Source organism: Streptomyces erythrochromogenes, assembly GCF_040684695.1.
Lineage (GTDB): Bacteria > Actinomycetota > Actinomycetes > Streptomycetales > Streptomycetaceae > Streptomyces > Streptomyces erythrochromogenes_C.
This window is the reverse complement of the sequence record NZ_JBFBGM010000001.1, coordinates 686,576-713,203: the sequence shown is the minus strand read 5'-3', so window position 1 is coordinate 713,203 and position 26,628 is coordinate 686,576. Positions and strand designations below refer to the sequence as shown.

Here is a 26,628-nt window from a genome sequence, read left to right as displayed (position 1 = left end):
GAACGTACACGGACGGCACCCGGTAAGGGAGTTGTGTCACGCTTCGGCGCGCGACCCGGCCAGATCCGGTGGTACGGCGGCGCGAAGTGCGGCGCCGAAGGCGGCCACGGCCGGATGGGTGCCCGCTCCGCTGCGGAAGGCGAGGCCGGTGCGCCGCTGCATCACCAGGCGGGTGAGGTGCACGGCCGGGTCCGCGGGGCCCGCGACCCCGAGCTGGGGCACGACGGCCACGCCCTGGCCCGCGGCGACCAGTGCGAGCACGGTGGCGAACTCGTCCACCTGGTGGCGCACGCGGGGCGTGAAACCGGCCGCCTGGCAGGCCCTCGTGGTCATGGTGTGGCAGAGGGTGCCGGGTGTGGCGGTGATCCACGGCGAGCGGGCGTGGGCGCGCAGGACCGCGCCCTGGTCGGGCGCCGCGGGTGGCTGCGGGAGGTCGCCGACGCACGGACGGTCGGCGTCCGCCCCACGCGCCCCGGGCGTTCCGCCCGCGGGCTCGGCCAGGTACATCGCCTCGCCGTACAGGGGCTCCGTGGTCAGGCCCGGTTCGCGCTCGGCGGGTACGAAGTCGTACGAGTGGACCAGGGCGACGTCCAGGTCCCCGGCTCGCAGGGCGTGGGCGACCGCCGCCGGGTCGGTCTCGCAGACCATCGGCTCCAGACCCGGGTGGCGGCGGGCGAGGGCCACCAGGGCCGCCGGGACGATGGCGCGGGTGGCGGTGGGGAAGGCGCCGATCCGCAGCGCTCCGGCGAGGCCTCCGCGGGCCTCCGCGAGGTCGGCGTCCGCCTGCTCCAGCCGTTCCAGGACGGCCTCGGCGTGCCGGACCAGGTTCTGCCCGGCCGGGGTGAGCCGGACCCGCCGCCCGGTGCGCTCCAGCAGGGGCAGTCCCGCCTCCCGTTCCAGTACGCCGAGCTGCTGGGACACCGCCGAAGGGCTGAAGGAGAGGGCCTCGGCCACGGCGGCGATCGTCCCGCGGCGGGCCAGTTCGCGCAGCAGGCGCAGGCGCCGTACATCGAGCATCGGCTCAGCTTACGTGTTGCCTAAGAAACGTGAACTGGATTCGGCGCTCGGGTCGGGTCAGGCTCATGGGCATGGCACAGGACACGGCACAGGACATGACGCGACCCACGACGCAGAGCACCATGGCAGGCACCACGGCCGACAACGCGCCGGCGGTCGCGCTCCACGGGATCCACGTACCGCTCGTGACCCCGTTCGCGCGCACCGGGGAGATCGCGGCCGAAGCCCTGGAGGCGCTCGCCCACGACGTGCTCGACGGGGGTGCCACCGGGATCGTCGCCCTCGGCACCACCGGGGAGGCGGCCTGCCTCGACGGGGCGGAGCGCGACCTCGTCACCGGCGTGTGCGCCCGGGTCTGCCGGGAGCGCGGCGCGATGCTGACCGTCGGCGCGGGTGCGGCCGGCACCCGGGCTGCGGAGGCCTCGCTGGCCGGGCTGGCCCGGTGGCCGCGGACGGGGGCGGCGCTGGTCACCGTACCGTCGTTCGTACGGCCTTCGGCGGCAGGGGTGTTGGCGCACTTCGGGCGGCTGGCCGAGGTGAGTCCCGTACCGCTGGTCGTCTACCACGTCCCGTACCGCACGGGGCAGCCGCTGGACGCCGCCGCGCTGCGGGCCCTCGGCTCCCTCCCCCGGGTCGTCGGCGTGAAGTACTCCGCCGGCGGCCTCGACCAGGACGCGGTGGAACTGCTCGGCGACCGGCCCGCCGGCTTCCACGTGCTGGCCGGGGACGACGTGTACGTGTCGCCGATGCTCGCCCTGGGCGCGTCGGGCGGGATCCTGGCCTCGGCGCACCTGGCGACGGAGCGGTTCGTGGAGCTCGCCGCGGCCTGGGCGGCGGGGGACGTGGTGCGCGCCCGGGCACTGGGGCACGTGCTGGCCGGGCTGTCGTCGGCGGTCTTCGCCGAGCCCAATCCGGCCGTCGTCAAGGGCGTGCTGCACGCCCTGGGCCGCATCCCGTCCCCCGACGTCCGGCTTCCCCTGCTCCCGGCCTCGGAGGCGGCGGTGGCGTCCGTCCTGGAGCGGCTCGCGGCGCTCGAGGCGGCCCTCGCCTGACAGGCCTCGGGAGAATGAACACCGGAGGGGGAAATCAACGCCGGAAAGAGTCCCTGATGGGCGATTTGACCTCTACGCGCGAGTCGCCCGAATGAGCCCGTCAGGGGCTGGACTTGTCCCTATTGACCCCAGGTCGGCGACCCGGCTCCGAAACCGTGACGTCAGTCACGCGGAACACCTCAACATCATTTCTCGCACGAGGCCGATTCCCTTTTCCCGGAAAGGGAATCGGCCTTTTCGCCGAGATGCCCTCAAGGTCATTTCCGGGGCGGTTTGCGAGATGTCGATCTATCGGCGGAATTCGGGGCTTGTTCCCGCCCGGCGGGCTCACCTACGGTCACCTCACTCCAGGTGAAGGGCGGCCGAATACGGCCCCGCCACCCGGGTCTCCCGTCCCCCCACGTGAGGAATTCCGCCATGCCTGCAAAGGGTAAGCACCGTCGGCCGAAGCAGAACCCGATCACCCGCAAGCTGGCCCTCGCAGGCACCGGCGGGGCGGCGCTCACGCTCCCGCTGATCAGCGCGACCACCGCAGGAGCGGTCGGCACGAACGCGCCGGCGGCAGCGGTGACCAGCGTCACCGCGGCCACCGCGGTGAACGTGGCCGCGGCCCCTCCCACCACGTATTCCGTGGTCGTCGGTGACACCCTTTCGGAGATCGCCGCGGACCACTCCGTCAGCGGCGGATGGAAGCAGCTCTACGAGGCGAACCGCGCGGTGGTCGGTGACAACCCGTCGGTCATCCGGCCCGGTATCAAACTGACCCTCGGCGCCAAGGAGGAGGCCGCCACGGCCGCGGGAACCGCGGCGAAGGCCGCCGCCAAGCCGGCCTCCTCCTACGCGAACAATCTCGACGGGTGGATCCGGGAGTCCCTCGACGTGATGGCCAAGCACGGTATTCCCGGAAGCTACAACGGAATTCACCGCAACGTGATGCGGGAGTCCTCGGGCAACCCCAAGGCGATCAACCTGTGGGACATCAACGCCCGGAACGGAATCCCCTCCAAGGGTCTGCTCCAGGTCATCGACCCGACCTTCAAGGCCTATCACGTGCCCGGCACTTCGACGGACTCCTACGACCCGGTGGCCAACATCACCGCGGCCTGCAACTACGCGGCCGCCCGCTACGGCTCCATCGACAACGTCAACGGCGCCTACTAGCGGCTGCGGCCGCCGCCCCGACCGCCCGCCGCGGCGCGCAGCAGGATCCGCAGGGGCGCCGTGAGGCCGTAGCCGACGTCCCGGCGCAGGGCTCCGGCGCCGGCCCGCTCCACCGCGGTCAGCTGGTGCGCCATGAGGTCGGCCATGGTGGCGACGACGGGGCGCAGGCCGGGCTCGGCGAGGTCGAGGAAGCCGTGGGTGGCGTCGAGGGCCGCGCGGGCGCGCCCGGCCTCGGCGGCGAGGAGGGCCCGTACGGCAGGGGTGTCACGGGCCGCCTCCAGGTCGGCCCGGGTCACGGAGTGCTCGTCGAGGCGGGCGCGGGGGATGCAGAGCCGGCCGTCGGCCAGATCGCCGTGGAGGTCGGCGAGGAAGTCGACGCGCTGGGCCGCGTCGACGAACCTGCGCCAGCCGGCGGCCTGTTCGGGATCCGGGCCGCCCTGGTACTGCAGACCGGTGAAGACCAGCACGCCGGGCCAGGCGTACGCGTCGAGGTAGGCCTGGAAGTCCGCCTCGTCGGCGAAGCCGTCGAAGGCGGCCTCCGCGGTGGCGGCGCCCGCGAGGAAGCGGGTCACCCAGTGCGCGGGCAGGCCCCGGGAGTCCACGGCGTGGGCGTAGGCCCGCAGCACGGGGTCGGGGCCGCCCCCGGACTTCAGGGCGGCCTCGACGTGCTCGGTCAACGCGGCCAGGCCGGCGGCCCGTTGCCGCGGGGTGCCGGTCTCGGCCACGTCGTCGACGAGGTTCATGAAGGCCAGGCCGGCGGCGAGGGCCGGTACCAGGGGCGGGGCGGCGAGCAGGCGCAGCGCCAGGTACGGCGCGGATTCGCGGCGGAGCACGCGCCGGGCGGCCTGCGTGTAGTCGTCCCGCAGCCGGGTGCCGGATATCCCTGCCGCCGTCAGGGTGGTGCGCCAGGTGGGCATGGTGGGTCGGGCTCCTCGGTGTACGCGGATGCGGGTGCGGGCCGGCGCAGGACGGTGCGGGGCCGTACGGGGCCGCCGGATCAGGTGGCGGTGACCTTCCTGAGGCTGCCGTCGGTCTTCCACAGGACGTAGCCGCCGCGGCCGTACTCGTCGCTGAGGTAGGTGCGGATCGAGGGGACCTGGTCCATCATCCAGGGGTCGATGATGACGTGGCGCGAGGTCGGCTTCTCGACCTTCAGGTCCTTCTTGGACTGCTCCAGCATGCCGGGCAGCGCGTCCCAGTTGACCGTGGCCATGTCGATCAGCGGCTCCCCCTCGTCGACCGTTCCGTCCGGGCCGGTGCGGCTGGCCACCCCGTCGCGGTACTGCCAGGAGTCGACGGTCTCGGCGCCGGCGGCCGTGGGGATGGAGGCGAGGATGTAGCCGTCGTAGAGGGTCATGTCGACGAAGGTGGTCGTGCCCGTCTCCTTCTTGAACGCCTCCAGGGCGGTGCGGACGTTCCCCGGCGTCATCATGCTGCCGCGGGGCGCGTCCGCCTTCTGCGCGCTCGCCTTCGGGGCGGGAGCGGAGGACGCCTCGCGTCCGGGCGGCGCGGCGGAGGTGGTGGCGGCGCCGCCCTTCGCCTTGTCCTCGCCGGAGTTCCCGTCGGGCAGCAGCTGGACGATGCCGATCACGCCGGCCGCCAGCACCGCGGTGACCACGCCGCCGATCAGGGCGGGGCGCCGGCGCGGCGCGGGCGCCACCGGCACGGGCGTGGTGGCGGCCGCGTACGGGGAGGCGCCCGAGCCGTACGGCGACGGGGTGTGGGGCGTGTGCGGCGTGTGGGGCGTGCTGTTCGGCGCGTAGGGACCGAACTGCCCGTACGGGCCCGCGGCGGCCGGGGGGGCGACCGGCGGCGCGGCGGCCGGCGGCGCGGTGGCCGGCGCGGGGCCGGGGCCGGTGCCCGTACCGGAACCGAGAGCGGCGCTCGCGTCCCGGAGCAGTCGTTCCAGCTGGGTGCCGTCGGGACGGGCGGCCGGGTCCCGGACGAGGAGCTGCTCCAATACGGGCCCCAGCGGGCCGGAGCGCACCGGCGCGGGAATCGGCTCGTCGAGCACGGCGACGACCGTGGCCAGGCTGGTGGCCCGGCGCAGCGGATTGGTCCCCTCCGCGGCCACGTAGAGGAGCATGCCGAGCGACCACAGGTCGGAGGCGGCGAGCCCCTCCTCCCCGCGGACCCGCTCGGGGGCGATGTACTCCGGGGAGCCGATCAGCACGCCGGTCGCGGTGAGTCCCGTGGAGTCGTGCAGCGCGGCGATGCCGAAGTCGGTCAGCACGGCCGACCCGTCGGGACGCAGCAGCACGTTGGCGGGCTTCACGTCACGGTGGAGGATCCCCTCGGCGTGCGCGGCGCGCAGCGCGGACAGCACGTCGAGGCCGAGCCGCACCGCCTCGGCGGGCGGCAGGGGGCCGGATTCCAGGCGGTCGTGCAGGGAGCCGCCCCGGACCATCTCCATGACGATCCAGGGGTGCCCGTCCGTGCCCGCCGCGGGCTCGACGATGTGGTGGATGGTCACGACGTGGGGGTGGGCGAGACGGGCGAGGGCGCGTGCCTCGCGGACGGCGCGTTCGCGCATCTGGTCCGCGAGGCCGGGCTGGGCCGCGGCGGTCGCCGGGTCCGGCGGCCGCACCTCCTTGAGCGCCACCTCGCGGTGCAGGGCGATGTCGCGCGCCCGCCAAACGGTACCCATGCCGCCGCTGCCCAGGGGCGCGACCAATTCGAAGCGCCCGTCGATCAGCTGTCTGCCGGCCTCACTCGTGTCCATGGCGGATCATCGTAGGCGCCTCCACCGTCAGCAGTGTCGCCGGTCCACCGTGACGGTGCCCTGGACGGTGGTGACCGTGCGGTCGTAGCACCCGCCGGGTGCCTGCGACCCGTACAGCCGGTGGCGGGCGGAGGTGGTGGCGACCGCGTGGCGCTGGTCGCGCGGGACGTTCGCGGTGTAGGTGGCATCTCCCGTGTACCGGTCGTCGAGCCGGGAGACGTCGACGGTCCTGCCGCCCCGCAAGGTGACGGTCTCCGCGCGGTCGCCGAGGGTCAAGGCCGTGCGCAGCCGGTCGCCGGCGCCGAGGGTGGTCTCGCCGTCCATGGTGTAGGTGCGGTCGGTCCGGGTGGTCGTCGGCCCTCGCGTCACGCTCTCCTGGTCGGTCCAGGTCGCGGTGAGCGCGTCCCGGCTCTCGCCCTCGGTCCAGCGGTGGACGGAGGTGTGGTGCACGGAGCGGGCCACGGTGGTGGCCACCCGGCCGCGGGAGGTGTTCAGGTATCCGGCGACGGTCAGCCGGTGGTCGCCCCCGGTGTCCACGCGGTGCTGTTCGCCGGGGCCGGCCGGCGTCCAGCGGGAGTGGCCCGAGGGGGCGCTCTCCTCGTACCGGGTCAGGGCGCCGGTGACGACCTGGCGGGCCTCGTCCTGCCACAGGAGCAGGTTGGTGGGGGTGCTCCAGCCGCTCTGTCCGGCCGACAGCCCGGCGACGGTGACCTCGATGCGGTGCGGGCGGCCGTCGTTGAGGAGGGCGGCGTAGGGCGTGAGGTCGTAGCGGATGGGCTGGACGTCGAAGGCGCGCGGGCCGGGGGTGACGTACCAGAGGAAGGGGTTGGACCAGCCGCCGGTCCAGACGGTGGGGAAGGGCGCGGCGATGCCGGCGAGCCGCCCGTCGACCAGGACGCGGACCTCGCGGTGGGGGCCGCCGTCCGCCGTGCAGGAGTACGGGGCTCCGGCGGGGGTGGTCATGTACCAGTACTCCTCGCAGCCGCCGCCGGAGCCGGTGGCGTACACCTCGGCCAGCAGCCGTTCGGTGTTGCGGGGCGTGGTGATCACCGGGGTGGTGAGGGGCAGGACCCGGTCGGGGGTGTCGGGAGCGGGGGTGCTCCCTCCGGCGGCGTAGAAGGTCAGGGTCACCGTGACGTCGATGACGCCGGTGTAGGTGTCGTTCACGACGTTGCCGATGAGCATCTCGACGGGCTGCGGGCGGGCGAGGGTGTCGCGGTAGCGGGTGACGTCCTTCTCGACGGACCAGGTGATGCCGTCGGGCGAGGGCTGGGGCGTCGAGGTGCGCAGGATTTCCACGCCTCCCAGGGAGAGGTGGCCGAGGCGGTCGTACTGGCGGCCCTTGACCTTGCCTTCGAGGCGGAGCACCACCGCCGCCCAGTCGGCGGCGCCACAGCCGGTGGGGGGCGCGTAGTCGCCGCGGTAGGGGGTGAAGTCGCGGAACTGCGCCTGGGCGAGGGTCACCTCACAGGACCGGGTCGCGGGCCGCGGGACGGCCGGAGCGGCGGTGAGGGGGTCGTGCCAGTCGGTGCCGAACTCGGCGGGCGGCGGGTCGGCCCGGGGCAGGCCGTGCGCGGGTCCCGCGGCGGCCAGGGTGCCGGCGGCCAGCGCGATCGCGCCGAGCAGGCCCGTGATCCTGTGTCGTCTCATGGACCGGCAGTGAAACCCGGTGCGCCGGGCGGCGGCCAGGGCAGCGGGGCCGGACCTGGCCGGTTCTCGTCGTCAGCCGCGCAGGATGACGACGCCGTCGTCGTCGGCGTGGACGGTGTCCCCGGCGCGGAAGGTGACCTCGCCGATGGTGACGGGCTCGTCCACGGCGCCGGCGCCGGTCTTGCCGCTCTTGCGGGGGACGGTGCCCAGGGCCTGCACGCCGAGGTCGAGGCCGCCGAGGGCGACGCTGTCGCGGACGGAGCCGTTGATGATCAGGCCGGCCCAGCCGTTGCGTTCGGCCGCGCCGGCGATGAGGTCGCCGACCAGGGCGGTGCGCGGCGAGCCGCCGCCGTCCACGACGAGGACGGCGCCCTCGCCCGGGGTGTGCAGGAGTTCGCGCAGCAGGGCGTTGTCCTCGTGGCAGCGGACGGTCCGCACGGGGCCGGCGAACAGCCGGCGGCCGCCGAACTGCCGGAAGGCGGTGGTGCAGATGTCGAGGGTCTCGCCGTGCTCGTCGTACAGGTCGGCGGTGGGGACGGGGGTGATGCTCATGTCGGTACCGGTTCCTCGCTGTTCGTTCTCGTACGTCGCGCCGTGCGGCCAGGGTAGTGGGGCCGGCACCGGGGCGGACGGGGTGGGGCCGGGAGGCCCGGACAACGGCCGGAATCCGACCCGCCGGGCGGTGGCGCCCCGGGGACACGAGGTCGGCGAAACGTTTCAGCAGAGCGTCCGCACCTCCCGGGATCAGACGGGCACCCGTCCCCCGGGCACCGCCAGTTCGGCCGCGGCGGACGGCAGGCGGGCCGGTGGGGCGGCCGTCGGGGCGGCCGGCGCGCGGGTCAGCAGGACCACGCCCCACGCCGCCACGAGTGCTCCCGCCCCCGCCAGCACCAGCCCGGCCGGACCGCCCTGGAGGCGTTCCCCGAGCAGGACCGCGCCGATGGCGGCCGCGGCGAGGGGATTGGCCAGGTTCACCACGGCGAGCGGGGCGCCGAGCCCGCCGCCCCGGTAGGCGCGCTGGGACAGCAGCATCCCGCCGACCGCGAACACCACGACGAGCAGGGCCACGGCGACGACCCGCACACTCAGCAGGGAGCCGCCGCGGCCGCCGGCGACGGCCACGGTCTGGGTCAGCGCGGAGGCCACGGCGGAGGCCAGCCCGGAGGCCGTGGCGTGCCGCAGCCCCGCGCCCGGGTCCCGGACCGCGGTCAGGAGCAGGATGACGGCCAGGGTCGTCCCGGAGACGGCCAGCGCCTCGGCCAGCGTGAGGGTGTCGTCGGGGGCGGGTCCGGAGGCCGGGAGCAGCAGCAGGCCGAGCCCGGCGACGGTGGCGAGCGTGCCGCGCCACTCGGTGCCCGCGACACGGCGGCCGGCCCGGCGCGCGCCCATGGGGACGGCCGCCACCAGGGTGAGCGCGCCGAGCGGCTGCACCAGGGTGAGGGGCCCGTACCGCAGGGCCGCCGCGTGCAGCAGGGCGGCGGCCGCGTTCAGTCCGGCCGACCACCACCAGACGCCGGAGCCCAGCAGTGCCCCGGCGCTGCGGGCCACGCCGGCGCGGGCGAGCCGCTCCTGGGCGACGGCGCCGGCGGCGTAGGTCACGGCCGAGGCGAGGCAGAGCCCGACGGCGAGGGCGGTGTCGTTCACTTTCCCGCTCCCACGGCCCCGGCGGTGCTCTTCTGGCGGGGCAGTCCGCGTACGGCGCGCTCCGCCTCGGCGTCGTCGGCGCCTTCGCCCGCGCCGGTGTCCGTGCCCGCGCCGGTGTCCGTACCGGTGTCCGCGCCGTCCCGATCGCCGGCGCGCGGCCGCGGCACCAGCAGCAGGGCGATCCCGAGCAGGGCGGCGGCGACGATCGCGTCGAGCCAGTAGTGGTTGGCGGTGCCCACTATCACCAGCAGGGTCACCAGCGGGTGCAGCAGCCACAGCAACCGCCAGGGCGAGCCCTTTCCGCCCTTTCCGCCGCGGGTGGCGACGATCACACCGATGGCGAGCATCAGCGCCCAGCCGAAGTGCAGCGAGGGCATCGCGGCGAACTGGTTGGCGAGCGTGTCGGTGTCCGGTGCGGCCCGGTAGACGGTGGGCCCGTAGACCTGTCCGGTGTCGATGAGCCGGGCGGCCGGGAGCATCCGCGGGGGCGCCAGGGGATAGGCGAGGTGCAGTACGAGCGCGGCTCCGGTGAGCACGGCGAGCACCCGGCGGGTCCACAGGTAGTGCGCGGGTCGGCGGATGTACAGCCAGACCAGGAAGAGCACGGTGGCGGGGAAGTGGACGGCCGCGTAGTAGGTGTTCGCGGTGGTCACCAGCGCGTCCCCGTGCAGCAGCAGCCGCTGTACCGCGCCCTCGCCCGGCAGGTGCAGCAGGCGCTCGGCGTCCCAGATCCGGTCGGCGTTGCGGAAGGCCTCGCCGGTGCGGTCGGTCGAGAGCAGCCGTCCCGCCTTGTAGACGGTGAAGAAGCCCGCGACGAGCAGCAGCTCGCGTATGAGGCGCCGGCGGGCTGCTCTCCGTCCGGCTGCCGGCCCGGCAGGCGTGGTGTGGGCGGTCATTGCCCGGTCTCTCTTCCTGTTGCGCGCACAGCGACACGCCAGTGTATCGATACATTGGCGTATCGATACGCTGGTGTACCGATACGTTCGCGTTCCCGTACACTTCCCGGCAGAAGCACCAGCAGAAGCACCAGCAGAAGCACCAGCCGAGGCGCCCCCGAGGAGAGCCGCAGCCCATGACGTCGACGCCGACCCCCGCGCGCCGCTCCAAGATCACCCCGGAGCGGGAGCAGGAGTTCTACGAGGCCGTCCTGGAACAGCTGCGCGAGCACGGCTACGAGGCCCTGACGATGGAGGGCGTCGCCGCCCGGGCCAGCTGCGGCAAGTCCACGCTCTACCGGCAGTGGAAGACCAAGCCCCAGCTGGTGGCAGCCGCCCTGCGCTCCGCCCGGCGCGGCACCCTCGCCGCGGTGGACACCGGGAGCCTGGCGGGCGACCTGCGCGAGGCGGCCCGGATCGCGGCCGGCACCTCGGGCCGGGACACCCGGCTGACGCAGGCCCTCGGGCACGCCGTACTCAGCGACGAGGCGCTCCAGGCCGCCCTGCGCGAGGCCCTGGTCGACCCCGAACTGGCCGCCTTCGACGCGATGGTGGAGCGCGCGGTGGCCCGTGGCGAGATCGCCGCGGACCATCCCGCCGTGGAGTTCCTCCCGGCCCAGCTGATGGGTGTGCTCCGCATCCGGCCGGTGCTGGAGGGACAGTACGCCGACGCCGCCTACCTGATCCGGTTCGTGGAGGCGGTCATGCTCCCGTCCCTGGGTCTCGCGCCCGTCCGGCCCGACCGCCCCGGCCGTCCTGCCCGGCCGACGGCCGGCCAGGCCCCCTGAACCGGCGGGCCGTCGTCCCGGTGACCGGACGACGCCCCGCCCGCGCTGCCTCGTGGGGACGGCGGCAGCGCGCCACCCGGACCGGGCGGCGGCCACTCACCCGAGTGGCCGCCGCCCGCTCTGAGCGGACCCGCGGCGGTGTGCGCCGCATTCAGCGGACCCCGCCCATGGCCCGGGTGAACTCCTCCGGGTCGGTTTCGAAGCCCTCCAGCCGCAGGTCGAAGGACCAGGCGCCCGAGGCGTCGCGGGTGAACTCGGCCACGGTGGCCGCCGTAGCGCCCGGCAGGCCCGCGAAGTCGCCCTGGGCGAGGTCGGTGTGACCCTCCCGGATCCGGAAACCCGTGCCCGCGACAGCGGCGAAGGTCTTCGCACCCTCCGCACCGGCGCCCGCGCCGCCCCCGGCGTTCTGGATGACCACGCCGACGACCACACGGCCCTTGTCCGGGGACATCCTGTGCAGTTCGACGGTCATCACCTCGTCGAAGCCGAAGCCCTGGCCGGTGTGGCTGTCCCGGTTGAGGGTGATGGTTCCGTCCGGCGACCGGCTGCCGAAGTGCACGAGCTGGACGGGCGTCCCGTGCGGGTCCGCCGCCCCGTAGACCGCGGCGACTATGTCGAGGTCGTTCGCCGGAGCGCCGGCCGGGCTGGGGTCCCACCGCAGCGCGACCTCCACCTTGGCCAGTCCTTTGCGTACACCGGTCACCGAACTCCCCCTTCGTCTGCGGGTATTGCCCGCCCATGATCCCACGGGCCGCCCCACCCGGGCCGAACGGCCGTACGTTCCCGGCCAATCGGTCCGGATCGGGCCCCGGCGGGCTACCAGTCGCCGTCCTGTACGGGATTGCCCGGCCTCGGGGCGTTTCCGAGTGGCTTGACCTGGCCGGGTGCGGGTTCCGCCCACGGGGTGTGGTCGTCGCCGAGCCACTCCCCCACCGGCTTGACCCCGCTCAGGGCGTCGGTCGGCGCCAGATCGTCGGCCGAGTCGTCGTAGTAGTCGAACCAGGGCAGCCCGGCCTTGGTGTAGGCGGCCCGGTCGACGGGCGAGGGCGGAGCCTCCTCCCCGGTGATGCGGCGCCAGGCGGGCGGGGTCACGAGGTGCACGAAGATCCGTGCGCCCGGCTCCTCGGCCCAGTCGGACAGCGGGCGTTCGTCCCGGTAGACCTCCTGGTGCATGCTGCCGCCGACGCCGAGCCCCATCGCGGGGGCCGCGGGCGGGCCGGACCTGCCGCTGCCCGGGCGGGCGCCGCGGGGCGCCGCGCCCGGTGCGGGCGGCGCCATCATCGGAGCGGGCACGGGGCCGCCGAAGCCCCCGCCCATGGGGGCCTGGGCGGGCGCAGCCCCGTAGAGCCCCTCACCCCCGGCCGGCGGCGGGGGCGGCGTCAGGCGCGCCCGTTCGGCCCGGTGCCACTGGGCCAGCGCCTCGCGGCCCAGCGGGAACGCCTGGAGCTGCACGCCGCCGGTGGTCTCCTCGCCGGTGACCTGTCCCTCGACCGTGGCGCCCAGCCCCAGCGGCACCGCGACGAACTGGCGCACCGTGCCGTCCCCGGAGTTGATCCCGTCCAGCCAGGGCTGCCGGGGCAGCACCACGTAGTTCTGCGGGGTGCGGGCCAGGCGGCCGCTCCACCGCTCGCCGGACACGGCGCACACCTTGCCCACCCCGACCTGGAGGGCGGTGGGCGTCCGGGTCCCGCCGAAGCTCAGCCACATCGCCTCGCGGAGGTACACGGGCAGCATCACGCCGCCCTTCGCCAGCCACTCCGGCGGAACCGTGTCGGGGTAGTCCTCGACCCGGCGCAGCGGGAATTCCCCCAGCCCCGGCGGAAGTGAATGCGTTCCGGATTCGGGCAGGCGCAAGGTCCGTATGAACCGGATCTGCACCCCTTCTCCCATATGCAGTGCATTTCCGTCCACGCGTACCGAACCTGTACCCACACCCGCCCCTTTCTGCTGGTCACACCCGGTTTTGCCGAAGAAATTCCGGTAGAGCCGGATCGTTATCCTCAAGTTTTGCTCAAATGTAGTGACGCTACGGCCGCCCTCTTCCTAGCTTCCTCGTACACATGTCTCGACGTGTCGTACGTTCTCGCGGTTCCACACGCCCGGCGATCCCGGTGACGCGTCCCGCGTTCCCCCAGGAAAGAGTGCAAGCATGAAGGTTCCCCAGGCCGGCGCGGTCGCCGCAGTGATCGCCCTCGCCCTGACCGCCTCCGGGTGCGGTGGTGGAGAAGAGGACAAGGGGACCCTTCCCATCGGCATCAAGTTCGACCAGCCGGGCATCGGCATGCGCGAGACCGGCGGGACGTTCACCGGCTTCGACGTGGACGTCGCCACCTATGTGGCCAAGGAGCTCGGCTACAAGGCGGAGCAGATCGAGTTCAAGCAGGTCATGAGCAACGACCGCGAACTGCTGCTCCAGTACAACGAGGTGGAGTTCGTCGTCGCGAGCTACTCGATCAACGAGAAGCGCAAGGAGAAGGTCGATTTCGCCGGCCCGTACTTCGTGGCCCACCAGGATCTGCTGACCCGCGCGGGCGACACCTCGATCACCAAGGCCGAGGACCTCAATTCGAAGACGATGTGCTCGGTGACGGGTTCCACCTCCGCCGAGAACCTCAAGAAGAACCTCGCCCCCAAGGCGGCCCTGCTGGAACTCGGCGGCTATTCGGACTGCGTCGTCGCCCTGCAGGAGGGCCGCGTCGACGCCATGACGACGGACAACGCGATCCTGGCCGGGTACGCCGCGCGCAAGGGCAACGAGGGCAAGTTCAAGCTGACGGGCCAGAGCCTCAGCAACGAGAACTACGGCATCGGCGTCAAGAAGGGCGAGAAGGATCTTCAGCGCAAGATCAACGACGCCCTGAAGAAGATGGTGCAGGACGGTTCCTGGGAAGCGGCCGTGAAGAAGAACTTCGGCCCGGACTACAAGCACGAGCCGGCTCCGGCGATCACCACCGGCAGCTGACGCGCGCAGCGCCGGTGGCCGTGACCCCTCGATGCCGGGGTCACGGCCACCGTCGCGTTCCGGCGCCGGTCAGGCCACCGGTGCCTTGCCGCGCAGCACGGTCAGGAACTCCCTCATCCAGGCGGAGTGGTCGGGCCAGGCCCTGGCAGAGACCAGGGTGCCGTCGACCACCGCCTCGGAGTCCTCGTACTCCGCCCCCGCGGCCTTCATGTCCAGCTCCAGCGCCGGGTACGCGGTCACCCGGCGCCCGGCCAGTCCCCCGGCCGCGGCGGTGATGAGCGGACCGTGGCAGATCTGCGCGATGGGCTTGTCGGCCTCCGCGAAGGCGGCCAGGATCCGCCGCACCTCGGGGTCGTTGCGCAGGTACTCGGGGGCCCGGCCGCCCGGGACGACCAGGGCCGCGTAGTCCTCGGTCACCACGTCCGCGAAGGCCAGGTCGGCGGGCCAGGTGTAGCCGGGCTTCTCGGTGTAGGTGTCGAATCCGTCCTCGAAGTCGTGGACCACGAAGCGCAGTTTCTTCACCTGCGGTGCCGCGATGTGGACCTCGTACCCCTCCTCGCGCAGACGCTGGTACGGGTACAGCACCTCCAGCGACTCGGCCGCGTCGCCGGTCACGATGAGGATCTTCACTGCCATGGGCTGCTCCAGAGAGGGCTCTTCACGAACGGGCCGGCCCCGCCGGGGCCACCGCTACCCTGCCCGCGGCCGCCGGGGCGCACACCCCTGGCCTGCACCTCCCGGACACATGTTTTTTGCCTGATGAGCACATGACAATGCCATCCTCTTGTCTGCCACCTGATCCCCCGCCAATTCCCCGGGCGGGGACGGTGCGTACGGAGAGGTACCCCCCACCCGATGAGAATCTCGCGCCTGACCCCCTGGGCGGCCGGCCTCGCCGCCGTCGCCCTGGTCGCCGTACCGGCGGCCGCGTCCGCCGGCCAGCAGGAGACGGCGGCGGCACCCCGGACCCCCGGGGCCGCCCCCGCCGCGTACGACACGTACTACGCGCCCGCCGAGGGCAAGACCGGTGCCGCGCTGAAGGCGGCCCTGCACGACATCGTCAAGACGCAGTCCAAGGTCAGCTACGACGGGGTGTGGAACGCCCTGAAGGCGACCGACCAGGACCCGGCCAACCCGAACAACGTCATCCTGCTCTACTCCGGCCGGTCGCAGTCGAAGTCGTCGAACGGCGGCGGCGCCAACGACTGGAACCGCGAGCACGTCTGGGCCAAGAGCCACGGCGACTTCGGCACGGCCACCGGCCCGGGCACCGACCTGCACCACCTGCGGCCCGAGGACGTCACCGTCAACAGCACCCGCGGGAACAAGGACTTCGACAAGGGCGGCAGCCCGGTGAGCGAGGCCCCGGGCAGCCTGACCGACGCGGACTCCTTCGAGCCCCGCGACGCGGTCAAGGGCGACGTGGCCCGCATGCTGCTCTACATGGCCGTCCGCTACGACGGCGGCGACGGCTTCGCCGACCTGGAGCTGAACGACAAGGTCAACAACGGCTCCGCCCCGCTGTTCGGCCGGATCAGCCTGCTCAAGCAGTGGAATCAGATGGATCCGCCGGACGCCTTCGAGCAGCGCCGCAACCAGGTCATATTCGACACGTACCAGCACAACCGCAACCCGTTCATCGACCACCCGGAGTGGGTCGACGCCATCTGGTGACACCGCACGGCGGCCCCGGCGGCCTCCGGGGGTTGACGCGCGTCAGGCCGGGTATTCGCAGGCCAGAGGCTGCGGACCGCGCCCGACGGCGGCAGCCCACGGAGGTACGTCGTGATGGACGGAGCCGGCCTCTCCGATCGCGAGCAGCGCGCCCTCTCCGCGATCGAGGCAGAACTCAGGGGTGACCGCGCCCTCGACCGGATGCTGCGGTCGGGGCGCCGCCGGCGCCGTGCCGTCTGGGCCTGCGTGTGGGGAGCCGCGACGGCGGCGTTGTTCGTCGCGGCCTCCGTCACCGTCTCCGAGCCGCTGCTCTGGGGCTGCGCCGCCGCCTGGGCCCTGACGGTGGTCACGGCCCTGCCGCCGGCCGTCGAGTGGGGCCGCGCCCACCACCGCAGACGGGTCCCCGGACGCCCGGGCGGCCCCGGACGCCCGCAGGAGTGAGCGGGCGGACTCAGAGCCGGCCGGCGAGGGCCTGGAAGTCGGACCAGGGCAGCTGGGGCGCCCGCGCGTCCCACACCTTCTGCGACAGCGCGGCCAGCGGCATCCGGATGCCGGCCGCCACCTGGTCCTGGGTCTGTGCGCCGGACAGGTCGGCCCAGACGGCGAGGCGCCCGCCGAGTATCTGACCGTCGTAGGAGGCGGGCACCGGGGTGGTGCCGCGCAGGACCAGCGGGGTCCACTGCTCGTAGATGCGCCGGCCGGTGGGGTAGGTGAACTGGTTCGGCTCGCCGAGCACGTAGTAGAGGTACTCGTCGTTGAGGTTCACGAGCTTGCGGCCCTCGCGCAGGTACTCCAGCGGCGGTCGGGCGCCGATCTCCTTGCCGGTCCAGTACTCGACCTGGATGTCCTTGGCCGCGCTGGTGACCCCGCCGGCGAAGAACCCGTCGTTCCACGCCTTGAGCGCCTTGCCCGACGGGCGGACCACGTCGGCGCGGTCGTTCAGCCATCCCGTGGCCAGGTCCTGCACACGTGCCGAGGGCCCGTAGCGCTGCTGCGCCGCGCGGGCGAGCTGCGGGAAGGAGGCCTGCGGGTCGCGGACGACCAGCGCCTGGTACTCGTCGGCGCCCAGGTGCCAGGCTCCGCCGGGGAAGAGCGGCCGGTACTCGCGCAGCAGGTCGTCGATCAGCTTGGCGGAGGCGGGGTTGGATATGTCGACCGCGCCCTTGACGGCCCTGCCGTTCACGTCGCGCAGCTGCAGGTCGGGGTGGGCGCGCAGCACCGCGCCGAGGTGTCCGGGCGAGTCGATCTCGGGGACCACCGTGATGTGCAGCCGGGAGGCGAGCGCCGTGATGTCGCGCACCTCGGCCTTGGTGAGGTGCGGGGTGGAGACGATCTCGGGGTGGCTGTCGGACTGGATCCGGAAGGCCTGGTCGTCGGAGAAGTGCAGTCCGAGCTGGTTGAGCTTGAGGTCGCCCATCTCGCGCAGCCGGCTCTTGATCCACTCGGGCGTGAAGTGCTTGCGCGCTATGTCGAGGTTGAGGCCGCGCTGGGGCTTGGCCGGGGCGTCGCGCACGGTTCCCTCGGGGGCCGAGCCGGAGGCGCGCACGGCCTGCTTGAGGGTGCGCGTGCCGTAGAAGACCCCGGCCTCGGCGGGTCCGTTGATGCGGACACGGCCGTCCTTGACGGTGAGGGTGTACGACTCGGGGTTGCCCGCCCCCTCCACCGAGAGCTCCACGTCGCCGGCGCGCGGCGCGGCCGACTCTCCGTACGTGATCCCCAGTTCCCCGGCGAGCAGCCGGGCCTCGTCGGAGAGTGCGGCCGTGTCGTCCTGTGCGACGACCACGCGGGCGCCGGGGGCGGGCTTCCAGCCGGGGCCCCGGGCCGCCTCGTGTTCGCGTACGGCCGGGATGGTGCGCGGTGGGGTGGACAGGGCGTAGGTGGGGGACGGGGCCGGCGGGGTGGGGGCCGCGGCCGGGGTGGTCGCCGTGCCGGCGCCCTGGGCGGTGGGGCTGGGGGCGCGCACTTCGTCGGAGGCGGCCGTACAGCCCGGCAGGGCAAGGGTGACCAGCGCGGCGACCCCTGCCGTCGCGATGGCGTGGACCCTTCTGCGCTTCATCGGTTTCCGCATCATGCACCCGTGTCCCCCGTACCAACGTGGCACGGGGGACACGGGCGCGCGACCCGGCGGTCTCAGCGCAGGGCGTCGAGCGCCGCGCCGGCGAAGGCGTGGTCCTGGTCGGGGGCGCCGCCGCCGACGCCCACGGCGCCGATGAGCCGGCCGTCGCGGTGGACGGGCAGCCCGCCCGCGATGAACAGCAGGGGGCGGTCCAGGGCGGTGGGCAGGGTGTGGAAGGGGCCCTCGGGGCGGACCGCGTCGGCGAGGTCGGCGGTGGGCGCGTCGAGCTGGAGGGCCGTGTAGGCCTTGCGGGTGCTGGTCTCGCCGGAGATCAGCACGGCGCGGTCGTCGCGCCGGAAGGCGAGCAGGTGGCCGCCGGCGTCGAGGACGGTGACGCTGACCGTGGCCCCGGCCGCCTCGGCCGCGGTCCGGGCGGCGGCGACGAGGATCTCGGCGTCCTCGGTGGTCAGGGGCACGACGGCGGTGCGGGCGGGGGCGGCGGTGGGGGTGGACATGCCGGTTCTCCTTGCGGGGTGCGTACGGGGAGGGGTGGATCAGTGGTGGGCGGGTGCGGCGGCGGTCGCCTCGCGGGCACCGGCGGCGGCGACCGGGTGGCCGCCGTGGGCGGTGCGGCCCGCGGTGCGGCCGGCCGTACGGCGCTCCAGTGCGCCGGACACGAGGGCCAGTACCAGGGCCGAGGCGGCGAGCGCGGCGCCGACCCAGTTGGGGGCGGTCCAGCCGAGGCCGGCGGCGATCACGAGCCCGCCGAGCCAGGCGGCGAGGGCGTTGCCGAGGTTGAACGCGCCGATGTTCACGGCGGAGGCCAGGGTGGGCGCGCCGGCGGCCTGGTCGAGGACGCGCTTCTGGAGCGGGGGCACGGTCGCGAAGCCGAGGGCGCCGATCAGGACGACGGTGACGGCGGCACCGGCCTTGGTGTGGGCGGTGAGGGTGAAGACGGCGAGGGTGACGGCGAGGGCGGCCAGTGCCGTGTAGAGCATGGGCATCAGCGCGCGGTCTGCGTAGCGGCCGCCGATGAGGTTGCCGGCGACCATGCCGAGACCGAAGAGGACGAGGAGCCAGGTGACGGAGGAGTCGGCGAATCCGGCGACTTCGGTCATCATCGGCGTGATGTAGGTGATGGCCGCGAAGACGCCGCCGAAGCCGAGGACGGTCATCGCCATCGCGAGCAGCACCTGGACGTTGCGGAAGGCGGCGAGTTCGCTGCGGATGCGCACCGCTCCCCCGGGCCGGGGCAGCTCGGGCACCAGGCGGGCGATGCCGAGCAGCCCGACGACGCCGAGCGCGGCGACGATCAGGAAGGTGACGCGCCAGCCGAGGGTCTGTCCGACCAGGGTGCCGAGGGGCACGCCGACGACGTTGGCCACGGTCAGGCCGGTGAACATCATGGCGATCGCGCCGGCCTTCTTCTCGGGGGCGACGAGCTCGGCGGCGACGACGGCGCCGATGCCGAAGAAGGCTCCGTGGGCGAGCGAGGCGACGACGCGGCCGGTCAGCATGACGCCGAAGGCGGGGGCGAGTGCCGAGAGCACGTTGCCCGCGATGAAGAGGCCCATGAGCAGCATCAGCATGCGCTTGCGGGGGATGCGGGTGCCCAGCACGGTCATGAGGGGGGCGCCGAGGACGACGCCGAGGGCGTAGCCGGTGACCAGGAAGCCGGCGGTGGGGATCGAGACGCCGTAGTCGGCGGCGACCTCGGGGAGCAGGCCCATGATCACGAATTCGGTGGTGCCGATCCCGAAGGCCCCGACGGCGAGGGCGAGAAGTGCGAGAGGCATGGGGAGGTGCCCTTCAGGGGGTGGTGGTGCGGGTGCGGCCTGCGCTCATCGATGCTGCCGCTGCTTACGTGCGTCCACATTAATTGCAGACGCGGGATATTTGCAAGCGCGGGCTATTGCGGAGGTGGCATATCCTGGTCCGTGGACGGGCGTCGAACGCCCGGACGGCATGCCCCGCACGGCATGTTTCGACGCTTCGACGGAGGAGCCCATGACGGCCACGGACAGCGCCCTGACCGCCCTCTCCCAGGGCTGGTGCGCCCTCTCGCTCCTGCACGGCCGGATCGAGGCGCACATCGAGCGGGCCCTGCAGGCCGGGCACGGCCTCAGCGTGCGCGAGTACTCGCTGCTCGACGTCCTCAGCCGCCAGCACGACGGGCCGGGCGGGCACCTGCGCATGCACCAGGTCGCCGACTCGGTGGTGCTCAGCCAGAGCGCGACGACCCGGCTGGTGAGCAGGCTGGAGGACCGCGGCCTGCTCAACCGCTACATCTGCGACACCGACCGGCGCGGCATCTACACCGACGTGAGCGGGTCCGGCCTGGCCCTGCTGGCCGCCGCCCGCCCCACGAACGACACCGCCCTGCGCGAGGCCCTGGACGAAGCCGCGGGCAATCCGGAACTGGCTCCCCTCGTGGCGGCCGTGGAGAACCTCCGCAGGCCGCAGCCGTAAGGGGGGTGCCCTCGCCGGGGCACCCCCTGGGCCCACCGCCCACCCCGTACCGCCTGCCGGCTACCGCCTACCGCCCGGGGGACGGCGGGGACGAGGTGACGGCCGCACCCGGCGTCACGGACGAGCCGGGCGGGCCGGGCGACGGCGTCACCGATCCCGGCCGCGGCGGGGACGCCTGGGCCGTCGGGCCCGCCGACCGGGAGGGCGTCGGGGATCCGGACGGCCCCTGCGAGGCGTCCCCGCTCGGAGTCGCGCCCGGCCTGCTCGGCGAGGGTGACGGCGGAGCCCCGGTGGACGGACTCGGGTTCGTCACCCGCGGCGGGGTCGCGGGCAGCTGCGGCCCGGGCTCCGCGTCCGGGGCGAACAGCAGGTATCCGATCCCGGCTGCCGCTGCCGCCACCAGACCCGCCAGCGGCAGCGCGAACCGCCTCAGCCGTTCCACGGGGCGCCGTCCGCCCCGCGCCGCGGGCGGACTCGCCGGGCGCAGCCGGCGGACGTCGATGCTGTCGGCGCGCGCGTCGAGCGCCTGCCGCAGCCTGCGCTCCACGGGGCGCTCGCCCGGGTGTTCGCCGAGGCGCTCGCCGTCGGGCGTCATATCCGTCCCTCCAGATTCCGTTCCAGCGCGTCCAGGCCGCGGCTCGCGTTGGACTTCACCGCGCCCCGGCTGATGCCCAGGGTGGTCGCTATCTCCGCCTCGCTGAGGTCGGCCCAGTACCGCAGTACGAGGACCTGCCGGCGGCGGGGTGTCAGGCGGGCCAGCGCGGCGAGCACCTCGCGGTGCGCCTCGTCCAGGACCACGCGGTCCTCGGCGGACGGTATGTCGACCGCGGGCGGCGGGGTCCAGGCCCGTGCGGTGCGCCTGCGGCGCAGGACCGACCGCGCGGTGTTGACGACCGAGGTGCGCAGGTAGCCGAGGGCGTTGTCGACCTCGGTGATCTGCTCCCCGTGGCGCCGGTACAGGGCGGTGAAGGCGTCCTGGACCACGTCCTCGGCGGTGGCGAGGTCGTCGACGAGCAGCACCGCCAGCCGGACCATGCCCAGCCGGTGCGCGTGGTAGAGCTCGGTGACGGTGGGCGGTCCCGGGGCCTGGCCGCCCGGGTGGTCGTGGTCGTGGGCGCGGGGAGCGCCGTACGGAGAGCGGTACGCCGGACCGTACGGCCGGGGCGGGACCCGCGGGGCGGTGGAGCGCTCGCGGCGCAGCAACGACCACAGGCCCCGCCACGCCCGGCCGAGACCGGGCGTGAGGGGGCCGACGGGTGGTGCGAGGTGGAGCACGGGGTTCCTCAGCTGTTCGCGCGGCGCCGCACGGCGTAGAGGGCTCCGGCGCCGGCGAGGATCAGACCGGTCGCCCCCGCCCCCATCGCGACGGTCGTCGCCGAGGAGCCAGTATGCGCGAGCTCGGCGCCCTCGCCCGCCCCGGGTGCCGCCGCGGGCGCGGAGGGGGACGCGCTGGGCCCGGCACCGCCGCCCGCGGCGCTCGGGGAGGCACTGGGGGCGGCGCTGGGGGACGCGCTGCTGCCGTCCTTTCCGGTGGCCGACGGGGTGCTGACCGAGGGGGCGGGCCGGGGGCCGCCCTCGCTGGGCGAGGCACTGGCCGGGACGCTGACCGACGGGGAGGGAGCGGCCGAGCTGCCGCTCGCGGCGTACGCCGGGCCCGCCAGGGCCAGGGCCGTGCCCGCGACGGCTGCGGCGACGGCCGTGCGGCGGACGGCCGGGGGAACGGCCAGGGGGACACGCTTGAGGTTCTTCACGGTGGTTCTCCACGGTCGGGTCGGGGGTGCGGGACTGCGCCCCTTCACCCCCGCACGACGCGCGACCCTCCGGGAGGTTGCCGCCCCTGCGGAAAAACTTTCCGCCCGCCGTCCGGCAGGCCGACCAGGGCCGCGCCCAGGGTGGCGATGCCGTCCTCGATCTCCCCCGCGGTGCCGGCCGCGTAGCCGAGGATCAGGCCCGGCGGGCCGGGCCGGTGGCGGTGCCAGGACAGCGGATGGGCCTTGACCCCGAGGTCCAGGGCCGCCGCGGCCAGCTCCGTGTCGTCGAAGCGGGCGCCGTCGAAGGTGACCATCAGGTGCAGACCGGCGGCGGCTCCGTGGACCCGGGCCCCCGGCAGCCGCTCGGCGACGGCACGGAGCATGGCGTCGCGGCGGCGCCGGTGGCGTCGCCGGACGAAGCGCAGGTGCCGCTCCAGCTCGCCCGAGTCCATGAGCCGGGCGAGGACCAGCTGGGCGAGGACCGGATTGCCGAGGTCCGCGTAGCGCTTGGCCGCGGTCACCGCGTCGCGCAGGCGCGGCGGGACCAGCAGCCAGCCCAGCCGCAGCGCGGGCGCGAGGAGCTTGGAGACGCTCCCGGCGTAGCAGACCCCTTCCGGCATCAGGGCGCGCAGCGCGGGAACGGGCGCGCGGTCGTAGCGGTGTTCGGCGTCGTAGTCGTCCTCGATGACCAGGCCTCCCCCGGCCGCCCAGGCGAGCAGGTCCCGGCGGCGTTCGCCGTCGAGGACGACCCCGGTGGGGAACTGGTGCGCCGGGGTGAGCAGGACGGCCCCGGCCCCGCTCGCCCGCAGCCCCGCCACGTCCAGCCCGGACCCGTCCACGGCGACCGGGACCGTCTCCATCCGGCCGTACTCCAGCTGCTGGCGGGCGCCGAGCGAGCCGGGGTCCTCGACCGCGATGCGGTGCACGCCCTGCTCGCGCAGCACCTGCGCGAGCAGCCCCAGGGCCTGGGCGACGCCGGCGACGACCACGACCTCGTCCGGGTCGGCGCGGATCCCGCGGTTGCGGGCGAGCCAGCCGGCGACGGCCTCCCGCAGCGCGGGCGCGCCCTGCGGGTTGCCGTATCCGAAGTCGGCCGGGGTCAGCGCGGCGAGCACCCGGCGCTCGGCCTGGATCCAGGCCGTACGCGGAAAGGCGGTCAGGTCGGGGACGCCGGGCGAGAGGTCGATCCGGCAGGGCACCGCGCGCAGGGCGTCGACGAGGCCGCCGCGGTCCGGTGCGGGGGCCGCGGCGGCGGGGATGGACGAGGGCGGCGGGGCGGCGACGACCACGGTCCCGCCGCGGCCCCGGCCGGCCACCTGGCCGGTCTCCGCCAGCCGCTGGTAGGCCTCGGTGACCAGCCCGCGGGAGACGCGCAGCTCGGCGGCGAGGATCCGGCTGGCGGGGAGGCGGCTGCCGACGGGCAGGGTGCCGTCGGCGATGGCGGCGCGGAGCCGGCCGGCCAGCCACTCGGTGCGCCCGCCGGGCGGCGCCTGACCGATGTCGAGCTGGAGGAAGTCCGAGCCGCTCGGACTTTTGGACCCCTCCTCGGCACCTGCTTTGGACCTGCTCATGGGTCCATTGTGCGGACAGGCTGGACCCCATGCAGACCACCACCCCCGCCTCCCCTTCCGGCAGCCTGCGGGACCTGGCCCCCGGTGTCGCCGGGATGGCGCTCGTCGGCAGCAGCGTCTCCGTCTCCCACGCGCTCGTCGACGCCCCGCTGTTCGCCGTCCAGTCGGTGCGGTACGCGGCCGCCGCGCTGCTGCTGTTCGCGCTGGCCCGGGCCGCCCGGGTGCCGGTGCTGCGGCCGCGCGGCCGGGAGTGGCTGTGGCTGGGCGGGATCGCGGCGAGCGGCCTGGTGCTGTTCAACGTGGCGGTCGTCCGCGGGGTGGCGCACGCCGAACCGGCCGTCATCGCCGTGGCGGTGGCCTCCGTACCGGTGCTGCTGGGCGTGCTCGGGCCCTTCCTGGAGGGCCGGCGGCCCAGCCGCCGGGTGCTGCTCGCGGCTCCGGTGGTGGTGGCGGGCGCGGTGCTGGTCCAGGGCACGGGCCGGACCGATGCCGCGGGTGTGGCCTGGGCGGCGCTCGCGCTGGCCTGCGAGGCCGGCTTCACGCTGCTGGCCGTACCGGTGCTGCGCCGGCACGGGGCGTGGGGGGTGTCCGTCCACGCGGTGTGGCTGGGGGCGTTGATGCTGGCCGGGCTCACGGTGCTGTTCGAGCGGCCTTCGCAGCTGGGGTCCCTGCGGGCGGGCCAGTGGGTGGCGGCCGGATACCTCGCCGTGCTGGTCACGGCGGTGGCGTTCCTCCTCTGGTACCGGACGGTGGCCGCGGTGGGTGCGGGCCGGGCGGGGCTGCTGACCGGGGTCGCACCGCTGGCCGCGGCGGGCGCGGGGGTCCTCACGGGCGGGCCGGTCCCCGGCCCCGCGGTGTGGCTGGGCATGGCGGTGGTAGTCGCCGGCCTCGCGGCGGGGCTGCGTCCGGCCCGCGCCGCGGCGGTGCCCGCGCGGGCGCCGGCCACCGGCCGCGTGGCCGGCGACGACCGGGCACCCACGGCCCCGTGAGGGCTCTGCCGGCCCGCCCGCAGGTCCCTTCAGGGCCTGCGGGCGGGCCCGTTGAGGACCTGCGCCGGGCCTGTTCAGGGCCTGCGGCGGGCGTAGCAGAACAGGTGCTCCTCGGGGCCCGCCAGGTCGTCGGCGGGCTGGAACGTCGCGGTGTGGTGGTGCAGTACCTCCAGGCCCCGGTCGGCGAGCCTGGCCAGGTGGTCCTCCGTGGAGAGGCTGCTGACGGTGACCTCGTGGCCCATCCACTCGATGTCCAGGCCCCGGATGTCCCCCGGCACCGTGGCCATCACGAAGTACCCGCCGGGCGCGGTCCACGAGGCCATCCGGTCCAGGGCCGCCGCGACCTCCGGCTGGTCCATGACCAGCAGCGGGAAGAAGGAGCACACGGCGTCGAAGCCGCCGGCCGGCGGCGCGTAGGTGCGCACGTCGGCCTGCTCGAAGCGGGCTCCGGGGACCCGGGTGCGGGCGAGGTCGACCATGGCCGGCGAGACGTCGATGCCCGTGACGTCGCAGCCGGCGCGGACCAGTGTCTCGGCCGTGGGCCGTCCCGTGCCGCTGCCCACGTCCAGGACACGGGCTCCCGCCGGCAGCCGGGCGGTGAGCCAGTCGAGGGCCTCGATCTGGCCCGGTACCTGCCCGAACAGTTCCTCGTAACGCTCCCCCAGAGCGTCGAACACCTCTGCCGCTGACTTGCGCCGACTCATCGGGCCGCCCCCTTCGCCTCAAGGAGCAACCACCGTACAGGGACGGTCAGGTGGAGGCGGGGACGAGGACGACGGCCGTTCCGTAGGCGCAGACCTCCGTCCCGACGTCGGCGGCGTCGGTGACGTCGAAGCGCATCATCAGCACGGCGTTCGCGCCGCGCGCCTTCGCCTGCTCGACGAGCCGGTCCATGGCCTGGTTGCGGGTCTGCACCAGGGTCTTGGTGAGGCCCTTCAGCTCGCCGCCGATCATGGACTTGAGTCCGGCGCCGATCTGGCTGCCCAGGTGGCGGGAGCGCACGGTGAGGCCGAAGACCTCGCCGATGACGCGCTCGACCCGGTAGCCGGGGACGTCGTTGGTCGTCACGACGAGGACGCCGCTCTCGTGCGCGCCGGCTCCGCCGCCGTAGTCATCGATACCCATGGGACCCACTCTTGCGCCGCCGGCCCGCGACCGCAACGGGGCGGACACGGCTGCCGCACTCCAGTGGACAGATTGGTCATATCGGGCTAAAAGCCGGTGAGTCACCGGGGCTGCCGGTCCCCGCCTCGTCATAGTCGTCCGTGGCAACCGCCTGTTGCCATCCCGCGCCGCGTGCAGCGGCCGGTCGGACGTCTTCACAGAGGAGTCGGCTCATGCTGAAGCCCACCAGAACCATCCTCGCTCTCGCCGCAGGAAGCCTGGTTCTCGGTCTGGTCGGGGTGGGCGCCGCCGTCGCGGACGACGGCCCGCAGGAGATCATCGTCGGCGAGGTGCCCGCGTCCGCGCAGCCGGGCGAGTACCCGTACGACAAGTACGCGTTCGGCAAGGTCGTCTCCAAGGGACCGCTGAAGGTCCGCAGCAAGCCGACCACCGATTCCCGTGCGATCGGCTACGTCAAGCCGAACAGCAAGGTCGAGATCGAGTGCAAGAAGTACGGCCAGAAGGTCGACGGCAACCGCATCTGGTACCGCCTGCACGTCGAGCGCGAGGACTGGGAGAACGGCTCCGGCCGCGAGGACCGCGAGGAGCGCCAGGAGCCGAACCGCGCGAAGGCCTACGAGAAGGAGCAGTGGGTCTCCGCCCGCTACGTCAAGAACCTCTCCGAGGTGAAGTACTGCCGCTGACCCCTGGTCGGCACGGTCAGCCCGCCGGGCGTACGGAACGCGGCCCCACGCACCGCGCACCGTGCGCCCGGACCCGTTCGCGCAGTTCCCGGTCGGCGGTGACCACGACCACGGAGCATCCCTCCCGCGCACCGGCCGCGGCCAGCTCCACGATCAGGTCGTCACCGCTGCCCGGCGCCGCCTCGACCCGTACCCCGGGTACGGAGGCGACGCCGCGGGCGGCGCCCTCGACGACGAGCACGATCTCCTCGCCGTCGTCCCGGGCGGCCAGCCGGTCGCGCAGCCGCTCGGCCGCGCCGCGCCGGTCGCGCCACCAGCCGTCCGGCACCGAGCCGACGACGTTCGCGGCATCGACGATCAGGACGTTCCTCACCCGGGG

Annotated in this window: 29 protein-coding genes; 9 read left to right on the top strand and 20 right to left on the bottom strand. The window is 74.2% G+C overall.

Annotated features, from left to right (window positions below; genetic code table 11):
• Positions 1-36: 36 nt before the first annotated feature.
• Positions 37-1,017 (bottom strand): LysR family transcriptional regulator, encoded by a 981-nt coding sequence (locus AB0O53_RS03050; RefSeq protein WP_365192924.1) that lies wholly within the window; start codon positions 1,015-1,017, stop codon positions 37-39.
• Positions 1,018-1,139: 122 nt separating this feature from the next.
• On the opposite strand from AB0O53_RS03050, the gene AB0O53_RS03045 reads away from it, so the two are divergent.
• The gene (locus AB0O53_RS03045; protein WP_365193133.1) at positions 1,140-2,069 is read left to right on the top strand and encodes a dihydrodipicolinate synthase family protein; all 930 of its coding nucleotides are present in this window, start codon (positions 1,140-1,142) and stop codon (positions 2,067-2,069) included.
• A gap of 417 nt (positions 2,070-2,486) precedes the next feature.
• Positions 2,487-3,230 carry a LysM peptidoglycan-binding domain-containing protein gene (locus AB0O53_RS03040; protein ID WP_365192922.1) on the top strand — a complete coding sequence of 248 codons (744 nt, stop codon included), beginning with the start codon at positions 2,487-2,489 and terminating at the stop codon, positions 3,228-3,230.
• Here the strand turns inward: AB0O53_RS03040 and AB0O53_RS03035 are convergent.
• From AB0O53_RS03035 to AB0O53_RS03010, 6 genes are all read right to left on the bottom strand, one after another.
• On the bottom strand, positions 3,227-4,147 hold the full coding sequence (locus tag AB0O53_RS03035; protein WP_365192920.1) for a squalene/phytoene synthase family protein: 921 nt from the start codon (positions 4,145-4,147) through the stop codon (positions 3,227-3,229). The genes AB0O53_RS03040 and AB0O53_RS03035 overlap by 4 nt on opposite strands.
• Positions 4,148-4,227: 80 nt before the next feature.
• Positions 4,228-5,952: a serine/threonine-protein kinase gene (locus tag AB0O53_RS03030; RefSeq protein WP_350989297.1), complete on the bottom strand. Its 1,725-nt coding sequence runs from the start codon at positions 5,950-5,952 to the stop codon at positions 4,228-4,230.
• A 27-nt stretch (positions 5,953-5,979) separates the two neighbouring features.
• The gene (locus AB0O53_RS03025) at positions 5,980-7,602 is read right to left on the bottom strand and encodes a peptide-N4-asparagine amidase (RefSeq protein ID WP_435886575.1); all 1,623 of its coding nucleotides are present in this window, start codon (positions 7,600-7,602) and stop codon (positions 5,980-5,982) included.
• A gap of 72 nt (positions 7,603-7,674) precedes the next feature.
• Positions 7,675-8,154 carry a ribonuclease E activity regulator RraA gene (rraA, locus tag AB0O53_RS03020; RefSeq protein ID WP_350989295.1) on the bottom strand — a complete coding sequence of 160 codons (480 nt, stop codon included), beginning with the start codon at positions 8,152-8,154 and terminating at the stop codon, positions 7,675-7,677.
• A gap of 192 nt (positions 8,155-8,346) precedes the next feature.
• Entirely contained in the window at positions 8,347-9,246 is a 900-nt protein-coding gene (locus AB0O53_RS03015) for a DMT family transporter (protein WP_350989293.1), read from the bottom strand.
• Positions 9,243-10,142 carry a phosphatase PAP2 family protein gene (locus AB0O53_RS03010; RefSeq protein ID WP_365192917.1) on the bottom strand — a complete coding sequence of 300 codons (900 nt, stop codon included), beginning with the start codon at positions 10,140-10,142 and terminating at the stop codon, positions 9,243-9,245. Before AB0O53_RS03010 ends, AB0O53_RS03015 begins: the two co-directional genes overlap by 4 nt.
• Positions 10,143-10,318: 176 nt before the next feature.
• On the opposite strand from AB0O53_RS03010, the gene AB0O53_RS03005 reads away from it, so the two are divergent.
• Entirely contained in the window at positions 10,319-10,969 is a 651-nt protein-coding gene (locus tag AB0O53_RS03005) for a TetR/AcrR family transcriptional regulator (protein ID WP_350989289.1), read from the top strand.
• 151 nt (positions 10,970-11,120) lie between these two features.
• On the opposite strand, the gene AB0O53_RS03000 is transcribed toward AB0O53_RS03005, so the two are convergent.
• Both AB0O53_RS03000 and AB0O53_RS02995 read right to left on the bottom strand, forming a co-directional pair.
• Complete coding sequence (locus AB0O53_RS03000) at positions 11,121-11,672, bottom strand: TerD family protein (protein ID WP_350989287.1); 552 nt, start codon at positions 11,670-11,672, stop codon at positions 11,121-11,123.
• A gap of 113 nt (positions 11,673-11,785) precedes the next feature.
• Positions 11,786-12,859 carry a hypothetical protein gene (locus AB0O53_RS02995; RefSeq protein ID WP_403141217.1) on the bottom strand — a complete coding sequence of 358 codons (1,074 nt, stop codon included), beginning with the start codon at positions 12,857-12,859 and terminating at the stop codon, positions 11,786-11,788.
• 259 nt (positions 12,860-13,118) lie between these two features.
• On the opposite strand from AB0O53_RS02995, the gene AB0O53_RS02990 reads away from it, so the two are divergent.
• Positions 13,119-13,931, top strand: a complete 813-nt coding sequence (locus AB0O53_RS02990) for a glutamate ABC transporter substrate-binding protein (RefSeq protein ID WP_350989284.1) — start codon at positions 13,119-13,121, stop codon at positions 13,929-13,931.
• A gap of 69 nt (positions 13,932-14,000) precedes the next feature.
• On the opposite strand, the gene AB0O53_RS02985 is transcribed toward AB0O53_RS02990, so the two are convergent.
• Positions 14,001-14,567, bottom strand: a complete 567-nt coding sequence (locus AB0O53_RS02985) for a DJ-1/PfpI family protein (RefSeq protein WP_350989283.1) — start codon at positions 14,565-14,567, stop codon at positions 14,001-14,003.
• A 219-nt stretch (positions 14,568-14,786) separates the two neighbouring features.
• Between AB0O53_RS02985 and AB0O53_RS02980 the strand changes: the two genes are divergently transcribed.
• Positions 14,787-15,605 (top strand): endonuclease I family protein, encoded by an 819-nt coding sequence (locus tag AB0O53_RS02980; RefSeq protein WP_350989282.1) that lies wholly within the window; start codon positions 14,787-14,789, stop codon positions 15,603-15,605.
• 114 nt (positions 15,606-15,719) lie between these two features.
• The gene (locus tag AB0O53_RS02975) at positions 15,720-16,046 is read left to right on the top strand and encodes a DUF3040 domain-containing protein (RefSeq protein ID WP_350989280.1); all 327 of its coding nucleotides are present in this window, start codon (positions 15,720-15,722) and stop codon (positions 16,044-16,046) included.
• 10 nt (positions 16,047-16,056) lie between these two features.
• On the opposite strand, the gene AB0O53_RS02970 is transcribed toward AB0O53_RS02975, so the two are convergent.
• From AB0O53_RS02970 to AB0O53_RS02960, 3 genes are all read right to left on the bottom strand, one after another.
• Positions 16,057-17,661, bottom strand: coding sequence for a beta-N-acetylhexosaminidase (locus AB0O53_RS02970; protein ID WP_365192912.1), 1,605 nt, complete (start codon positions 17,659-17,661; stop codon positions 16,057-16,059).
• A gap of 74 nt (positions 17,662-17,735) precedes the next feature.
• Positions 17,736-18,176, bottom strand: a complete 441-nt coding sequence (locus AB0O53_RS02965) for a GlcG/HbpS family heme-binding protein (RefSeq protein ID WP_350989276.1) — start codon at positions 18,174-18,176, stop codon at positions 17,736-17,738.
• Positions 18,177-18,215: 39 nt separating this feature from the next.
• A complete protein-coding gene (locus tag AB0O53_RS02960) occupies positions 18,216-19,457 on the bottom strand; it encodes an MFS transporter (protein WP_350989274.1) in 1,242 nt (413 codons plus the stop codon).
• Between the two features lie 211 nt (positions 19,458-19,668).
• Between AB0O53_RS02960 and AB0O53_RS02955 the strand changes: the two genes are divergently transcribed.
• Positions 19,669-20,130 carry a MarR family winged helix-turn-helix transcriptional regulator gene (locus tag AB0O53_RS02955; protein WP_350989272.1) on the top strand — a complete coding sequence of 154 codons (462 nt, stop codon included), beginning with the start codon at positions 19,669-19,671 and terminating at the stop codon, positions 20,128-20,130.
• A gap of 67 nt (positions 20,131-20,197) precedes the next feature.
• Here the strand turns inward: AB0O53_RS02955 and AB0O53_RS02950 are convergent, their stop codons facing one another.
• Genes AB0O53_RS02950 through pdxR form a run of 4 tightly spaced genes read right to left on the bottom strand, consistent with a single transcriptional unit; the run spans position 20,198 to position 23,452 of the window.
• The gene (locus tag AB0O53_RS02950; RefSeq protein ID WP_350989270.1) at positions 20,198-20,725 is read right to left on the bottom strand and encodes a hypothetical protein; all 528 of its coding nucleotides are present in this window, start codon (positions 20,723-20,725) and stop codon (positions 20,198-20,200) included.
• Entirely contained in the window at positions 20,722-21,405 is a 684-nt protein-coding gene (locus AB0O53_RS02945) for an RNA polymerase sigma factor (protein WP_350989268.1), read from the bottom strand. The genes AB0O53_RS02950 and AB0O53_RS02945 overlap by 4 nt, the downstream gene beginning before the upstream one ends.
• A gap of 8 nt (positions 21,406-21,413) precedes the next feature.
• The gene (locus AB0O53_RS02940) at positions 21,414-21,881 is read right to left on the bottom strand and encodes an LPXTG cell wall anchor domain-containing protein (protein ID WP_350989266.1); all 468 of its coding nucleotides are present in this window, start codon (positions 21,879-21,881) and stop codon (positions 21,414-21,416) included.
• A gap of 44 nt (positions 21,882-21,925) precedes the next feature.
• Complete coding sequence (gene pdxR / locus AB0O53_RS02935; protein ID WP_365192908.1) at positions 21,926-23,452, bottom strand: MocR-like pyridoxine biosynthesis transcription factor PdxR; 1,527 nt, start codon at positions 23,450-23,452, stop codon at positions 21,926-21,928.
• A gap of 29 nt (positions 23,453-23,481) precedes the next feature.
• Here pdxR and AB0O53_RS02930 point away from each other — a divergent pair, with 29 nt between their 5' ends.
• Positions 23,482-24,441, top strand: a complete 960-nt coding sequence (locus AB0O53_RS02930; RefSeq protein WP_365192906.1) for an EamA family transporter — start codon at positions 23,482-23,484, stop codon at positions 24,439-24,441.
• Positions 24,442-24,515: 74 nt separating this feature from the next.
• Here AB0O53_RS02930 and AB0O53_RS02925 read toward each other — a convergent pair whose 3' ends face one another.
• Entirely contained in the window at positions 24,516-25,145 is a 630-nt protein-coding gene (locus tag AB0O53_RS02925) for a class I SAM-dependent methyltransferase (RefSeq protein WP_350989260.1), read from the bottom strand.
• 46 nt (positions 25,146-25,191) lie between these two features.
• Positions 25,192-25,566 carry a YbjQ family protein gene (locus tag AB0O53_RS02920; protein ID WP_030843377.1) on the bottom strand — a complete coding sequence of 125 codons (375 nt, stop codon included), beginning with the start codon at positions 25,564-25,566 and terminating at the stop codon, positions 25,192-25,194.
• Positions 25,567-25,778: 212 nt separating this feature from the next.
• Between AB0O53_RS02920 and AB0O53_RS02915 the strand changes: the two genes are divergently transcribed.
• On the top strand, positions 25,779-26,249 hold the full coding sequence (locus AB0O53_RS02915; RefSeq protein ID WP_350989257.1) for an SH3 domain-containing protein: 471 nt from the start codon (positions 25,779-25,781) through the stop codon (positions 26,247-26,249).
• Positions 26,250-26,265: 16 nt separating this feature from the next.
• Here AB0O53_RS02915 and AB0O53_RS02910 read toward each other — a convergent pair whose 3' ends face one another.
• Positions 26,266-26,622, bottom strand: coding sequence for a PIN domain-containing protein (locus AB0O53_RS02910; RefSeq protein WP_365192904.1), 357 nt, complete (start codon positions 26,620-26,622; stop codon positions 26,266-26,268).
• Positions 26,623-26,628: the final 6 nt, after the last annotated feature.